This is a genomic window from Sphingomonas sp. Leaf407, assembly GCF_001425385.1.
GTDB lineage: Bacteria > Pseudomonadota > Alphaproteobacteria > Sphingomonadales > Sphingomonadaceae > Sphingomonas.
Genome location: NZ_LMQO01000004.1, coordinates 151,556 through 166,533, shown reverse-complemented (window position 1 = coordinate 166,533; position 14,978 = coordinate 151,556). Strand labels below are relative to the sequence as shown.

Annotated in this window: 10 protein-coding genes and 1 tRNA gene; 4 read left to right on the top strand and 7 right to left on the bottom strand. The window is 68.0% G+C overall.

Annotated features, from left to right (window positions below; all coding sequences use genetic code 11):
• Positions 1 to 5: 5 nt before the first annotated feature.
• The 6 genes from ASG37_RS13055 to ASG37_RS13030 all read right to left on the bottom strand — a co-directional run bounded on the left by ASG37_RS13055 (position 6) and on the right by ASG37_RS13030 (position 8,539).
• Positions 6 to 452 (bottom strand): DUF1003 domain-containing protein, encoded by a 447-nt coding sequence (locus ASG37_RS13055; RefSeq protein ID WP_055760957.1) that lies wholly within the window; start codon positions 450 to 452, stop codon positions 6 to 8.
• A 302-nt stretch (positions 453 to 754) separates the two neighbouring features.
• On the bottom strand, positions 755 to 1,288 hold the full coding sequence (infC, locus tag ASG37_RS13050; protein ID WP_055760955.1) for a translation initiation factor IF-3: 534 nt from the start codon (positions 1,286 to 1,288) through the stop codon (positions 755 to 757).
• 63 nt (positions 1,289 to 1,351) lie between these two features.
• Positions 1,352 to 3,364 carry a threonine--tRNA ligase gene (thrS, locus tag ASG37_RS13045; protein ID WP_055760952.1) on the bottom strand — a complete coding sequence of 671 codons (2,013 nt, stop codon included), beginning with the start codon at positions 3,362 to 3,364 and terminating at the stop codon, positions 1,352 to 1,354.
• A gap of 81 nt (positions 3,365 to 3,445) precedes the next feature.
• Positions 3,446 to 4,249, bottom strand: a complete 804-nt coding sequence (locus ASG37_RS13040) for a hypothetical protein (protein WP_055760949.1) — start codon at positions 4,247 to 4,249, stop codon at positions 3,446 to 3,448.
• A gap of 43 nt (positions 4,250 to 4,292) precedes the next feature.
• Positions 4,293 to 5,834, bottom strand: coding sequence for a glycerophosphodiester phosphodiesterase family protein (locus ASG37_RS17415; protein WP_082448462.1), 1,542 nt, complete (start codon positions 5,832 to 5,834; stop codon positions 4,293 to 4,295).
• Positions 5,834 to 8,539, bottom strand: a complete 2,706-nt coding sequence (locus ASG37_RS13030) for a TonB-dependent receptor (protein ID WP_055760947.1) — start codon at positions 8,537 to 8,539, stop codon at positions 5,834 to 5,836. Before ASG37_RS13030 ends, ASG37_RS17415 begins: the two co-directional genes overlap by 1 nt.
• Positions 8,540 to 8,651: 112 nt before the next feature.
• Here ASG37_RS13030 and ASG37_RS13025 point away from each other — a divergent pair, with 112 nt between their 5' ends.
• Together ASG37_RS13025 and ASG37_RS13020 are read left to right on the top strand one after the other, a co-directional pair.
• On the top strand, positions 8,652 to 9,530 hold the full coding sequence (locus ASG37_RS13025; protein ID WP_235525240.1) for a DUF6528 family protein: 879 nt from the start codon (positions 8,652 to 8,654) through the stop codon (positions 9,528 to 9,530).
• A gap of 232 nt (positions 9,531 to 9,762) precedes the next feature.
• Positions 9,763 to 10,935, top strand: coding sequence for an ROK family transcriptional regulator (locus tag ASG37_RS13020; RefSeq protein ID WP_055760942.1), 1,173 nt, complete (start codon positions 9,763 to 9,765; stop codon positions 10,933 to 10,935).
• Between the two features lie 8 nt (positions 10,936 to 10,943).
• On the opposite strand, the gene ASG37_RS13015 is transcribed toward ASG37_RS13020, so the two are convergent.
• Positions 10,944 to 11,017 (bottom strand) — tRNA-Gly (locus tag ASG37_RS13015).
• Positions 11,018 to 11,252: 235 nt separating this feature from the next.
• On the opposite strand from ASG37_RS13015, the gene ASG37_RS13010 reads away from it, so the two are divergent.
• Both ASG37_RS13010 and ASG37_RS13005 read left to right on the top strand, forming a co-directional pair.
• The gene (locus ASG37_RS13010; RefSeq protein ID WP_235525239.1) at positions 11,253 to 13,121 is read left to right on the top strand and encodes a putative bifunctional diguanylate cyclase/phosphodiesterase; all 1,869 of its coding nucleotides are present in this window, start codon (positions 11,253 to 11,255) and stop codon (positions 13,119 to 13,121) included.
• Entirely contained in the window at positions 13,118 to 14,974 is a 1,857-nt protein-coding gene (locus tag ASG37_RS13005) for a CHASE4 domain-containing protein (RefSeq protein ID WP_055760936.1), read from the top strand. The genes ASG37_RS13010 and ASG37_RS13005 overlap by 4 nt, the downstream gene beginning before the upstream one ends.
• The last annotated feature ends 4 nt before the right edge of the window (positions 14,975 to 14,978 follow it).

The following is a 14,978-nucleotide window of genomic DNA, read 5'->3' as shown; positions in this document are numbered from 1 at the left end:
GTGCGTCAGGCGACCTGTCGCACCGGCGTCGCGCCCGCCAGTTCGGCGCGGATCGCGGCGACCTCTTCGAGCAGCCGGTTGATCTGCGCCTCGGCCCGCAGGTTGGTTTCGTAATCCAGCCGCACCTCCAGCCGGTCCTTCGCTGCCTGCCGGTTCTGGCTCATCATGATAATCGGGGCCTGCAACGCCGCCAGCATCGACAGCATCAGGTTGAGGAAGATGAACGGAAACGGATCGAACGCATGGCCGCCCAGCACGATCGTGTTGAGCACCGCCCAGCCGATCAGGAACAGGCAGAACGACGAGATGAAGCCCCACGACCCGCCGATCGCGGCGACCCGGTCGGCAAGGCGTTCGCCCAGCGTCATCGTGTCGTCGAACGCGGCATTGGGATCGCGCACGGGCGCGGCGCGGCGGAAGGGATCGGTCAGGAACCGGAGGGTGGTGTTCATCGGAGAGTACCTCGCGCGGGACGACCGGCCGCATCGGCCGGTTCGCGCGCACCCCCCCCGAAACGATCAGGCGAGTGGCGGAAGCGGCCGCTGCGGCGCGGTCGATCGACTGGAATCGTTGTCGGACATGGACCCATTCTCGGGACGTTGGCGGAGTCGAACGGACCACAACGGGACCGTTCGGGCGGGCAGATGCGCCCGGCGGCGGCGGGCGTCAAGCGACGGGGACATTAAAAAACCGTCATGTCCACACGCGGGGACATGACGGTTTTTTGAAGCGACCGGAAACCGGCGGCAGACGCTTATTTGGGCGCCAGCACCATCAGCATCTGGCGGCCTTCCATGCGCGGATAGGCTTCGACCTTGGCGATTTCGTGCAGGGCCTCGGCAACGCGCTGCAACACCGCCATGCCGAGCTGGCCGTGGCTCAACTCGCGACCACGGAAGCGCATCGTCACCTTGACCTTGTCGCCCTCGCCGATGAATTCCTCGACCTTCTTCATCTTCGTATCATAATCATGATCGTCGATGTTCGGACGCATTTTGATCTCCTTGATCTCCTGCGTCTTCTGGGTCTTGCGCGCGAGGTTCGCCTTCTTCTGCGCCTCGTACTTGAACTTGCCGACATCAAGGAACTTGGCGACCGGCGGATCGGCGTTCGGCGATACCTCGACCAGATCGAGCCCGACCTCGGCAGCGGCCTCGATGGCGGCGCGCGTGAACATCACACCCAGATTCTCACCCTCATGGTCGATCACGCGGACCTTGGGCGACTGGATGAATTCGTTGAATCGGGGGCCGTTCATCGGCGGCGGCGCATTGGGGCGTCGCATCATGGGCGGACGGATAGGTGCTGCTCCTGTAGTTGACCAAAGACCTATATAATCAATCTTGCGCGGTTACGAAAGGTTCCGCGCAAGATCGGGTGCCAGCGCCTCTTGCCGGAGCATCGCGACCAGTTCGTCCAGCGCGATCACCTGCTGTCCCTGGCTGCCCAGACGGCGCAGCGCGACGGTGCGTTCCTCCGCCTCGCGCTTGCCGACCACGACCAGCGCCGGGACCTTGGCGAGCGAATGTTCGCGCACCTTGTAGTTAATCTTCTCGTTGCGCAGGTCGGTTTCGACGCGGATTCCCGCCGATTTCAGCGCGGCGGCGACCTCGTTGGCATAGTCGTCGGCGTCGGACACGATCGTCGCGACCACCGCCTGCACCGGCGACAGCCACATCGGCATGCGCCCGGCGTGATGTTCGATCAGGATGCCGAGGAAGCGTTCGAACGTGCCGAGGATCGCGCGGTGGAGCATCACCGGGCGGTGACGGTTGCCGTCCTCGCCGACATAGGTCGCGTCGAGTCGTTCGGGCAGCACCCGGTCCGACTGGATCGTGCCGACCTGCCACGTCCGGCCGATCGCGTCGGTCAGGTGGAATTCGAGCTTGGGCGCATAAAAGGCGCCTTCGCCGGGCAGCTCCTCGAACTTGCCCTTGATCTCGTCGGAGAGGGTCGACGACAGCACCGCCTCGCGCAGTTCGGCCTCCGCCTTGTCCCACATGTCGTCGGAGCCGAAGCGCTTGTCCGGGCGCAGCGCCAGCTTCACCGCATAGTCGGTGAAGCCCAGATCGCGGTAGACCGAGTCGAGCAGCTCGCAGAAGTCGCGCACTTCCTGCACCAACTGATCCTCGCGGCAGAAGATATGCGCGTCGTCCTGCGTGAACTGGCGCACGCGCATGATGCCGTGGAGCGCGCCGTGCGGCTCGTTGCGGTGGCAGCAGCCGAATTCGGCCATGCGGATCGGCAGGTCGCGGTACGACTTGATCCCCTGACGAAAGATCAGGACGTGCGCCGGGCAGTTCATCGGCTTCAATGCCATCAGATCGGCATCGCCGCTCAGGATCGCCCCCTCATCCTCGGTATTGGGGATTTCGTCGGGGACGACGAACATGTTCTCGCGATACTTGCCCCAGTGGCCCGACTGTTCCCATTGCCGCGCGTCCATCAACTGCGGCGTCTTCACTTCCTGATAGGCGGTCGCGTCGAGCCGGCGGCGCATGTACGCCTCGAGCTGCCGCCACATCATATAGCCCTTGGGGTGCCAGAACACCGACCCCTGCGCTTCGGACTGGAGGTGGAACAGGTCCATCTCCGCGCCCAGCTTGCGGTGGTCGCGCTTGGCGGCCTCCTCCAGCCGCGTCAGATGCGCGTCGAGCTGCTTCTTCGACAGCCAGCCGGTGCCGTAGATGCGGCTGAGCATCGCGTTCTTCTGGTCACCACGCCAATAGGCGCCCGACACGCGGGTCAGCTTGAACGCCGCCGGATCCAGCTTCGCGGTCGATTCGAGATGCGGCCCGCGACACATGTCGAGCCATTCGCCCTGGCGATAGATCGTCAGTTCTTCGCCCTCGGGCAGTTCGGCGGCCCACTCGGCCTTGAACGTCTCGCCCTGTGCGGTCCAGCGGTCGATCAGTTGCTGGCGCGTCACGACCTCGCGCACGAACTTCTCGCCGCGCGCGATGATCCGGCGCATCTCGGCCTCGATCAGCGGCAGATCCTCGTCGGTGAACATGCCGCGGCCCGGCGCGGGCGCGAAGTCATAATAGAACCCGTCGTCGGTCGCCGGGCCGAAGGTGATCTGCGTGCCCGGATAGAGCGTCTGCACCGCTTCGGCCAGAACGTGCGCGAAGTCGTGGCGATGGAGTTCGAGCGCGTCGCTCTCGTCCTTCGCGGTCACGAGCGCCAGCGCGGCGTCGCCGTCGAACGGGCGATTGAGATCGCGCACCTGCCCGTCGACCCTCGCCGCGATCGCCGCCTTGCGCAGCCCCGGCGAGATCGCGGCGGCGATGTCGGCCGGCGTAGTGCCCGGCGTCACCTCGCGGACGGCGCCGTCGGGGAGGGTGATGCGGAACAATGCGGACATGGAAGCGACCCGGTGTGCGAGGAAGGTAAACGCCCGCCGACTAGCCGTTGGGGCGGGGGAGGGCAAGGATGCGCGGCAGCCTCACTCCACCGCCGCGCCCTTGTCCGAATAGGTGATGCGGATGCGGACCCACACCCCGATCAGCGGCTTGCCGCCGACGCGCGGCGGCACGATGCGGAACTGCCACGCCGCCTGCCGCACCGCGCCCGCCAGCCCCGATCCGCGCGCCGACTGGCCGATCTCGCGGCAGTCGGTGACTTGATTGTTCGGAATGGTGCGACACGCGATCTCGCCCCAGCCGGGCTGGGCGCGCGACGGCAGATAGGTCGACAGCTCGGCATGGGTCGGGCGGCGATACCAGTCGGCGGCGTAGAGCCGGTCGCCACCGCCGCTGCCGCCGCCGGCATCGGCCACCGCGTCGCCATCGCCGCTGTCGCCCTTGGCGGCACCGCTCCCGGCCCCTTCGGTCGCCGCGCTCTTGCCCGGCGCGATCGCGGCACGGGCGAAGTCGCGCCCGGTCATCGGGATCACCCGCGACCAGATGTCGTCGCTGGGCGCGGTCGGCACCGGCGGAGGCGGCGGAATGTCGGGCGGGGGGGCGACCCGCTCGACCGGGGTTGCGGTCGCGGCGCTGCCCGATGCCGCCTTGCGCGCCGCCTGTTTCGCCGGGGCGGCGGCAGGGGCGACCCGGTCGGCGGGCAGCATGTCGACCACCAGCGCCGATTCGGGGCCGGGCGGCGGCGACATGATCGTCGGCGCGATGTGCAGCAGCAGCCACAGGATCAGCAGGTGGATGCCGACGACCAGCGCCAGCGTCGCCACGCGCCGGCGCAGCGGTACGGGCGCCTGCGCGGAATATCGTTCCTGAATCACCTGCGTCGCCACCGGACCGGCCCTTAGCGCAGGCGCGACCGGCGGGCGACGCTTTTCAGTTCGCCGCCGTCGAACGCGCCCGGCCGACGACGAAATCGTGCAGTTCGGCGGGATAATCGCTCTGGATCATCGAGACGCCGCCCCGGATCAGCCGCCCCCATACCGCATCGGGATCGGCCAGCGCGGCGGTATCGCCGCCGATGCCGCCCACGAAGCCTTCCCACAGGCTGTTCGCCCACAATCGGCCCTTTGCCTTGCGCGCGGCCTCCACGACACTGGCGAGGTCCGGCAGCGCCATGCGCGGAATTTCATAGCCGACCGGGCGGACCGTCGCCTGCGACTGGCGCTCGATCACCTGCGCCAGATCGGTGGTGCCCGACAGCATCGGCATGAACGGGACGGCAGCATAAGGCGCCAGCCCGGCGAGCGGCGGGCTGGCGATCCCCGCCGTCGCCTTCACCAGCACGCGCCCCTCCGCCCCGGCGCGCCGCACCGCCTCGATGACTTCGGCATAGACCGAATCCTTGACGTCGAGGTTGAGGACGATCCGCCCCGCCGCCGCCGCGAGCATCGTGTCGAGCGTCACGACCCGGCGGTCGGTCAGCGCCGCCCCGGCACCGCCCAGATCGTCGCGCAGCCGCAGCGCCTGAATCTGGGCGAGCGTCAGGTCGGCGACCCGGCCGTGCCCGTCGGTCGTCCGGTCGACGGTGGCGTCGTGGATCATCACCAGATGCCCGTCGCGCGTCATCCGCACGTCGGTTTCCATCACGTCGACCCCCTTGGCGACGCAATGCTCCAGCGCCACCAGCGAGTTTTCGGGTGCGCTGCCCAGGCCCCTGATCGCGGCATGGCAGCCGCGATGGGCGATCACGACCGGGCCGGCGGCGGGATCGGCGATCCGCGCCATGATCCGCAACGCCGGGTCCAGCTCGCGCCGCGCGGCGTCGAGGTCACGCCGGAATCCGGCATCGCCGTGCAGCCGCGCGATGATCGCTCCCGCCGCCTGCCGCCCGGCGGCGACTGCGCTGGCGTTATGCGCGCCACAGATGATCCGGCTTTCGCCATAGGCGCTGCCGCGCGCGAGGATGTCGCTCGCCCGCGCGGGCAACAGTTCGGCCAGCACCAGCGCGACCGACGTGCCCCATGCCGTATGGCCCGAGGGATAGTCGTAGCTGTTCTCCAGCGCGGCGCGCGGCTGGCAGATCGCACCGGCATCGACGAGGAACGGGCGGCGGCGGGCATAGCCGCGCTTGGCGACGTTCACCGCCGCCGCCACGTCGCCGCGCATCCGCGTCAACAGCCTTGCCAGCACCGGCGTCGCCTCGAGCGACAGCGGCTGGTCCGCCGCCGCCGTGAAGTCCGCGAGCATGGCGGGCGTGCTCTCGTCCACGTCGGCGATCGCCTGTCGCCAGCGCGGCGTGCCCTCCTGCGACCGTGTCGCCCGGAACGTCGCGCGATCGGCTGCGTCCTCGCTCGATCCGGTCACGGGCGGCGGGGGCAGGACGTCGCGCAATGCGACGCCCGGCCCGGCCAGATAGGGTTGCCCGGCGGCGGGCGCCGCCAGCGCGAGCAACGGCAGCAGGATCGCATACCGCATCAGTAGCGGACCAGCGCGCCGATGTAGAAGGCCCGCCCGTTGTTGATCTCCTCGCGCAGCAGCCCGAAGCCCGGTCCGAACAGGCGCTGCGGGCGGAAGTTGGTCAGGTTCTTGCCCTGCGCCACGATGGTGAAGCGACGGTCGAGCTTCAGCCGGATCTGCGCGTCGAACAGGTCGCTGGTCGCATAGCGCCGGTCCTGCAACGGATCGGACGTGGAAACCGAGAAGAGGACGGGCGACAGGTGGTTCCACGCACCCTGCACCTGCACCGGTCCGGCGGTATAGAACAGCTTGGCGTTGGCGACGGTGTTGGCGCTTTCGAACAGGCCGGACAATTGCCGCGTGCCAAGGCCGTTCGGCGACACCACGCTCGGCGGCGTCGGATCGAGCAGCGTGACGTTGGCGGAAAAGCCGAAGCCGGCGAGCGGGCCGGGCAGGAAGCGCATCCGCGACACCACCGCGTTCAGCTCCACCCCCTTGATCTGCGACGTGCTGCCGTTGACCGGACGGATGCGCGTGACCAGCGTGGGCGTGCCGTCGACCGTCTCGATCGCCTGATTGCGCGCGGTCAGGATCTCGTTCCGAATGTCCTTCAGGAACAGCCCGGCGGAGAACAGGATGTCGCGGTCGACATAGAATTCGGCGCTGATGTCATAGTTGCTGGCAAGACGCGGTTTCAGGTCGGGATTGCCGCTGGTGATCGTCCGCCCGCCGCCATCGGCCTGCGAGAAGATCGAGACGACCTCGCGCGCCGCCAGATCGTCGTAATTGGGCCGGCCGAGCGTCCGGCTGGCGGCGGCGCGCAGCTTGAACCGGTCGCTGACGTTCCAGTTCACCTGTGCCGAGGGCAGCCAATAGCCGTAATCCTGTTCGCGCTGGCCGAACACGAAGCTGGTGACGCCCGCGCGCGTGTTGCTGGAGGTCGAGGTGGTGCGCAGGTCGGTCTGTTCGTAGCGTACGCCGCTCGTCACCTCGATCGCATCGGTCGCGTAGCGTGTCATGAGGTAGCCCGCGAGAATATCCTCGCCCAGCGAATAGTCGGGCGTCAGGCTGGCCGAGGTGTTGGCGGTATTCGCGCTGAAGCCGCTGCCGTTGGCGGCGAAGAAATCGGCGGCGAGCCGGGGGTCGACGAACAGCATCGGCTGGTTGCCGCTGTTATAGGCGGAGAAGCGCGCATCGGGATCGTCGACTGCCGACAGCAGGAAATTGCTCGACGACAGCGGGCGGAAATTCAGGACGGTGAAATCGTAGCGGCGGTTGAGGAAGCGGGCATAGGCACCGGTCTGGACGCCCCAGCCGCGTTCGTTGGCCGCCATGTTGACGCCCAGATTGGCCTGCGCGGTCAGTGCGCGTTCACGGTTGTTGTCGGCGGTCGTGCCATATTCGAACTGGCGGTAATTGGCCGGGTCGAAGGCATAGCTGGCATTGGCGAAGGTGAAGCGGGGAAAGTCGCCCGGCGTGATCGCATAGCGATAGGCGAGGTTCGGGGTATTGGCGATGCGATAGGTCGCGAGCGTCGCGTCCTGACGATAGGTCGACACCGCATAGTTGACGCCGAAATCGGCACGGACGGTGTCGGCGGGGCTCAGTTCGGCATGGAAGTCGCCGTAGCGCACCCGGCGTTGCTGGGCGAACTGCGCCAGATCGACCTGCGCATTGGCATTGGCCACCGATCCGCCGCTTGCCGTCACGTCGGCGAAATTGGTGTAGCGGTTGGTGGCGGTCGTCACCGCGGTATTGGCGATGACGATGTTCGACTGCCGCTCCTCGTCGTTGGTGTGGCGGAAGTCGGCCAGCGTGAACGCGGCGCGGAACAGGATATGGTCGTCGAATTCCAGCTTGCCGAACGCGCCGTAGCGCTGACGGACGTTGTCATAGTGCAGCCAGCGGCGGCGATCCGGCGCGACGAGGGCGTTCGACACGTCGTTCGCCGGCGATGTCAGCCGCCCGCCCGTCGTCGGATCAAAATACAGATAATTGTCGGTTGCCGAATTGAGCGAGGCCGAGTCGCGGCGGAAATAGCTCGCCGACACGACGAAGCCGAACTTGCGTTCGGGACCGAAAGTGGTGGCGGCGATCAGTTCGGCCTGGCCCGACGGGGTCGCATCGGCGCGGACCCGGCGATAGTCCCAGGTGCCGATGTCGAAACGCCCGCCGAGGAAGCCCTTGCCGCCATTGTCGAACGCGCTGCGCGTGCGCAGGTTGGCGACCCCGCCGATCGCATTGCCGTTCATCGCGGCGTTGACCGACTTGTACACCTCGACCCGCGAGGCGAGCGACGAGGGGATGACGTCGAGCGAGACGTTGCGGCGGCCGACCTCGTTGGCGGGCAGCGTCACGCCGTCGATCTGGACGAGGTTGTAGTCGGCGTTGAGGCCGCGGATCGACAGGAATTGCGCTTCGCCGCGCGCGTTGTTCTGCACGGTCGAAACACCCGGCACGCGGGTCAGCGCCTCGCCCAGACCGAAGTCGGGCAGGGTGCCGATCTCGTCGGCGCTGATGCTGTCCGAAATGACGGCGATCGTGCGCTTCGCCTCGATCTCGCGCAGCGCCTGAAGCGGCGCGCCGGTGACGACGATCTCGCCTTCGGCCTCGTCCTGCGGCGTGCCGGCGGCGGGCGCGGGCGGCACGCCCTGCGCCATGGCGGGCGCGGCGATGGCCGATGACAGCAACAGGATCGCGCGTGTCGTAACGAACAGTTTCATGGTGTTTCCCCTCTATCCCCGATCTGGTCGGGCGGTTATTATTCACTATAGGTGACATAACTGTGACGGTATGTGAAGCCGCAAACATGATTGGATGGGGACGGGAAAAATGATGACGTCGAAGATGCTGATGGCGCTTGCCGGGATGATGGCGCACGGACCCACCGCCGCATCGGAGCGGCTCTATGCCTGTGGCGACGATCAGATTCGCGAATATCGGGTGAGCGGCGAATCGGTGGTCGAAACCTGGCGCTGGAGCGCGGCGGCGGCCGAGGATCTGCCCGCCGCCTATCGCACGAAGCTGCTGGCGCATATCGACGACTGCAAGCCGGTCGACGGTGGCCGGGCGATCCTCGTCACCGCCTCGACCGGCGGGGTGGTGCTGGTCGACCGGGCGACCGGCAAGGTCCGGTTCCGCGCGACCGCGCCGATGGCGCATTCGGCCGACCTGCTGCCCGGCGGCTATGCCGCGGTCGCGCTGTCGATCCATCCGCGCGGCGACCGGCTGGAACTCTACCGCCTGTCGCAGAGCGAAACCCCGCTGCTCACCCTGCCGCTGCCTTCGGGCCATGGCGCGGTGTGGGATGCCCGCCGCAAGCGCCTGTTCGCGCTGTCGCACGACATGGTGCAGGCGTTCTCGTTCGATCCGCGCGCGGCGACCCCGCAACTCGTCGAAACGCAGCGCTGGACGTTGCCCGGGCGGCGCGACGGGCATGACCTGTCGCCGACCCCCGACGGCGGCTATGTCGTCACCACCGACGATGGCGCATGGACCTTCGATCCGGCGCGCGGTCGGTTCACGCCGATCGCGGCGCTGAACCCGAAGCTGAAGGTCAAGTCGGTCAGCGTATCGGCCCGTGCGACCGCATGGGTGCAGGCCGAGGAAAGCTGGTGGGCGCACGGCTTCACCGTCGCCAACCGCGCCATGGCCGCGCCGCGCCGGATCGAAACGCCGGGCATGCGGCTCTACAAGGTCCGCTGGCTCCGCTGAGCGGCTGTCTGTAAATTCGCGGGAGAGCGAATTTCAAGGCGGTGCCGGCCCGCTCCCCCTCCCGACCACCCACAGCGTATCCTTGATGGGTGGTCGGGAGAGGGTAGCCCAGCAAAGTAATACTTTGCTGGGACCCGAGGGGGAGCGGGCCGGCACCGCAAACAGGGGCAGGTTCGGCGATCCCGATGCCGTCGTGCTTGACAGCGGTGCGCCGACGCCGCTTTTCAGGCCGATGAACGGGATCACCGCCGGGGCGTTTCCAGCCCATTTTCTTCGCGACGATGGCCGACGGACCGCGACCGTCAACGAACGGCTGGTCATGGATTTGCTGTCGCGGCTGGGGCCTTCCAGCCGCGCCGACCTTGCACGACTGACCGGGCTTGCCCCCCATTCGATCACCCGGCTGGTCGAACCGCTGATCGCGCGCGGCCTGCTGCGCGAGGCCGCCCCGATCGCCGCCGGTCGCGGCAAGCCCGCCGCCAAGCTGGCGCTGGAGGGGGGGGCGGCGTTCGCGGTCGGGCTGTCGGTGATGACCGATGCCGTCTCGCTCGTGCTGCTCGATCTGGCCGGCACCGTTGAGGCGGCGCGGACCGAGCGGCTGGTCGACATCGGCATCGATCGCGCCTGCCATCAGATCCGCCGGATGATCGACCATGCCGTTGCCGACGCAGGCCGCGATCCGGCGACGCTGGTCGGCATCGGGATCGGCGTCACCGGCTATTTCATCGGCGACGGAGCGCGACTCAACCCGCCACGGCTGCTCGATCCATGGGCACTGGTCCCGCTCGACACGATATTGGCCGACGCGCTCGGGCAAAAGGTCTGGATCGACAACGACGGCAACGTCGCCGCGATCGGCGAGGCGATGCTCGGCCATGGTCGCAGCGTGCGCGACTTTGCCTATCTCTATTTCTCGGCCGGGTTCGGCGGCGGCATCATCGCGCAGGGGCTGCCGTTGCGTGGGAGCCATGGCAACGCCGGCGAATTCGCGTCGATCCTGCCGGTCGACTGGCCGCAGCCGAACCTGGAGGCGCTACGGCTGACCTTTGCCGCCATGGGAACCGCCTATCCCGACCTGCACTCGATGCTCGCCGCGTTCGACGTCGACCATCCGGCGGTCGACGTCTGGCTCGACCGCAGCATCCCCTCGCTCGATCTGGTGGTGTCCGCGATCTCGGCGGTCGCCGACCCGGCGATGATCGTGCTGGGCGGACGCCTGCCCCCCGCCTTGGCCGCGCGAATCATCAATCGGGTCCGCTTCACCAACCCCGAACGCCGTGGCCATCACCGGCCGGCCCCCTGGATCATAGCCTCGGTCATCGACGGCGACGCCGCCGCGATCGGCGCCGCGACCCTGCCGCTGCGCGCCGCGTTCTTCGATCCCGACGGGATAAGCCCTGACTGACGGTCGGTTGGAGCGGGTGAAGGGAATCGAACCCTCGTCGTAAGCTTGGGAAGCTTCTGCTCTACCATTGAGCTACACCCGCAACGGGTGGGGAGCGCCATGCGGTCCCGCCGTCGATCGCTATGGTTTCCACCAGCGATGCGTGCGCCTTATCGCGTTGTTCCGTCGGGTGCAAGCAGGGGGTGGCGATCGGGCGCCCGGCGGCGGTCCGTCCTGTCGGCGGGGCGGGGCATCGCGGTTACGAACCCTGCTTAACCCGCATTTAACCCTGTCCGCCTACCCCGATACCCATGAGTTTCGAGACGGGAGCGGGCATAGTGCGGATCTTGATCGTGGACGACGAATCGGCGGTCCATGACGCCTATCGCCGGTCGTTCCGGCGCGACGACACCGCCGATATGCTGGGCGCGATGGCCGCCGAGCTGTTCGACGACGTCGAGGCGACGGTCGCGGCCGACGAGCCCGATTTCCGGCTGGTCCACCATACCCAGGGGCTGGACGCGGTCGCGGCGGTCGAACGCGGTATCGCGGAGGGTGATCGCTTCGCCGTCGCGTTCATCGACGTGCGGATGCCGCCCGGCATCGACGGGCGCGAGACGGCGACCCGCATCCGCGCGCTCGACCCCGATGTGCAGATCGTGATCGTCACCGGCTATTCCGATTTCTCGCCGCTGGAGATCAGCCGCGCCGCCGGCCCGGCGGACAAGATCTTCTATCTCGCCAAGCCGTTCGAGGTGGAGGAAATCCGCCAGATGGCGACCGCGCTGTCGCACCGCTGGCAGTCCGACCGCGAACTGGCCGACATGCGCGCCGCGCTGGCGGCGAAGGTCGAGCAACTGGAGGAACAGGCGCTCGAACTGGCGGCGAACGAGAGCAAGGCCATTCACATGGCCAACCACGACGTGCTGACCGAGGCGCCCAACCGCCTGGCGTTCCTGCGCGCGCTGACCGAACAGGTGCGTGGGGCCGAGACCTTCGCGATGGCGATGATCGATCTCGACCGGTTCAAGCTGGTCAACGACACGCTCGGCCATCTGGCGGGCGACGAGCTGATCCGCATGACCTGTACGATCCTGACCGAACAGGTCGCGGGCGAAGGATTCGTCGCCCGGCTGGGCGGCGACGAGTTCGGCGTGCTGATGCCCGTCACCGGCGAGGACGATGCGGTGATGCGCTGCGAGCGGCTGGTCCTTGCCTGTTCGACCAGTTTCCGGGTGTTCGGCCATTCGGTGCAGGGCGCGGCGTCGGTCGGCGTGGTCATCGTCGAAGGCGATACCGGGCGCGAACCCGTCGATGTCATGCGTCGCGCCGACCTCGCGCTGAACGAAGCCAAGCGTTCGGGGCGCGGGGTGGTGCGCGTGTTCGACGACAGCATGGATGAATCGATCCGCTTCCGCCGCCAGATCGAAAGCGGCCTTGCCGAAGCGATCGCCAATGGCGAACTGAGCCTCGTCTATCAGCCGATCGTGTCGCGCAACACGCTGGACGTCGTCGCGTTCGAGGCGCTGCTACGCTGGAACAGTCCGACCTATGGCGCGATCAGCCCGGCGATGTTCATTCCGATCGCCGAGGAATCGAACCTGATCCACGAACTGGGCGACTGGGTGCTCGATACCGCGCTGGCCATGCTGCCCAACTGGCCGGGGCAATATGTCTCGGTCAACTTCAGCCCCCGCCAGTTCCGGCGGCAGAATTTCGTCGGCCATGTGCTCGAAAAGGTGCAGCGTACCGGCCTGCCGCCCAACCGGCTGCAGATCGAGATCACCGAAACCGCGATCTTCGACAATGCCGAACGCGCGGCGGAAACGCTCTACAAGCTCAGGCAGATGGGCTTCCGCATCGCGCTCGACGATTTCGGCACCGGCTATTCGTCGCTGTACAACATCCGCAAGTTCGCGCTCGATTGCCTGAAGATCGACCGCAGCTTCATCGACGGCATGGGCCGCGAGCGCGAGAGCGCGGCGATCGTCCATTCGATCATCCATCTCGGCCGGGCGCTGGGCCTCGAAGTCGTGGCCGAAGGGGTGGAAACCGATGCGCAGGTGCAGGCGCTGCGGGTTGCCGGCTGTTCGCATCTGCAAGGCTATTATCTCTCGCGCCCGGTGGCCGGCCCGGTGGCGATCGAGCTTGCCAACAACGGCCTGACCGGCACGGCGCTGCCCGTCACCGGCACCTACGGCGGATGACCGCGCGGTTCCGGCGGGTGCGGCTGCCCCGTCCGCGCTCGCTCGGCGGCAAGCTCATCTGGATGCTGAGTGCCGCTGGCGTGATCGGCGCGGTTGCGATCATGGTGATGCTGGCCGCCGTCATCACCCCCAGTTTCGACCGGCTGGAGGAGCAGGCGGTGCAGGGCCATGTCGAGCGGACCCGCGCGGCTCTGCGCGAATTCGCCGGCAAGGTCGAAAGCGCGTCGCGCGACTATGGCGACTGGAACGACAGCTATGCCTATATGGCCGCGCCCAGTGCCGCGTTCGAGCGCGACAGTTTTTCGGTGCTGGCGATGGCCAATCTCGGCATGGACGGCATGGCCTATGTCGCGCCCGACCGCCGCATCGTGATCGCGCGCTGGGTCGATCAGGCGGCGGGGCGCGACGTGCCGGCGATGCGCGCGCAACTGGTGAAGGCGATCGGCGGGATCGATCTCGACGCGCAACTGGGGCCGCGCAGTTCGGCCAGCTTCTATATCCGGCTGGGCGACCGGCTGAGCGCGATCGGCGTCGCGCGCGTCCGGCGCAGCGACGGCAGCGGCGATCCACGCGGTTTCGTGCTGATGGCCCGCGCCATGTCCTCGAAGCAACTGGCCGCGCTGGTGCAGCTTCCCGCCGTCATCCGCTCCGATACGCAAGGGACGGCGTGGCGGATGACCACGCGGCCGCGTACCCTGTCGATCGCGGTGCCGATCGCCGGGGCGGACGGTCGCCCGGTCGCCGATGCCGCCTTCACCGTGCCGCGCGATCTGACGCTGCTCGGCCGGCAGATGCTGTGGCTGGCGGTCGGGGGCACGGTGTTGCTGCTCGCGCTCATGCTGCTGGTGCTGACGCGGATCGTCGCGCGGCTGGTGCTGCGGCCGCTGGCGCGGATCGAACGGCACATGCACGACGTCCGCGCGTCGGGCACGATGCGCGTGCTGCGCGAGGAACGGCGCGACGACGAGATCGGCTCGCTCGTCACCAGCTTCAACGCGATGCTGCGCCAGTTGAACGACCTGTCCGAACAGTTGGAGGCGCAGTCGTTCCGCCTCGGCCGGTCTGAAAGCGCGGTGGCGGTGATGCACAATGTCCGCAACGCCTTGTCGCCGATCAGCACGATCCTGTCGCACGGACTCATCCAGCCGCCGGTCGCCGACCGCGCGCTGCTCGACCGGGCGGTGGCCGAACTTGCCAATGACGATGTGGTCCCGGCGCGGCGGCGCAAGCTGGCCGGGTTCATCACCGCCGCCACGCAAGCGGCGAGCGCGGCGCGGATCGAGCGCATGGCGCAGCTCGAGATCGGGCGGGCGGCGCTGCACAATGTCCTCGACATCATCGGCGAGCAGCAGCAGGCGGCGCATGAACGCCCGCCGCTCGACCCGTGCGACGTGACCGACATCGTCGCGCGCAACGCCGCGATCGCCCGCTATTCGGGCGAACATTCGATCGCCTTCTCGTTCCCGGCACAGCCCTATTGGGTGCTCGCCAACCGGGTGATTCTGAGCCAGGTGATCGGCAACCTGTTCGGCAACGCGGCCGAATCGATCGCCGCGCGGATCGGGGCGGGGGGGCAGATCACCGTGACGATCGCCGAGGCGCAGCATGACGTGACCGTGACGATTTCGGACGACGGCGAAGGCTTCGACCCGGCTACGGCTGCGCTGCTGTTCCAGCGCGGCTATTCGACGCGGTCGCACAAGTCGGGCGGCCTCGGGCTGCACTGGTGCGCCAATTCGATGGTCGCGATGGGCGGCGCGCTGCGGCTGGAGAGTGAGGGACCGGGGTGCGGGGCGCATGCGGTGCTGACGCTACAGGCGGCGGAGGCGATGCAGGCGAGCGCTGCCGCCTGATCGA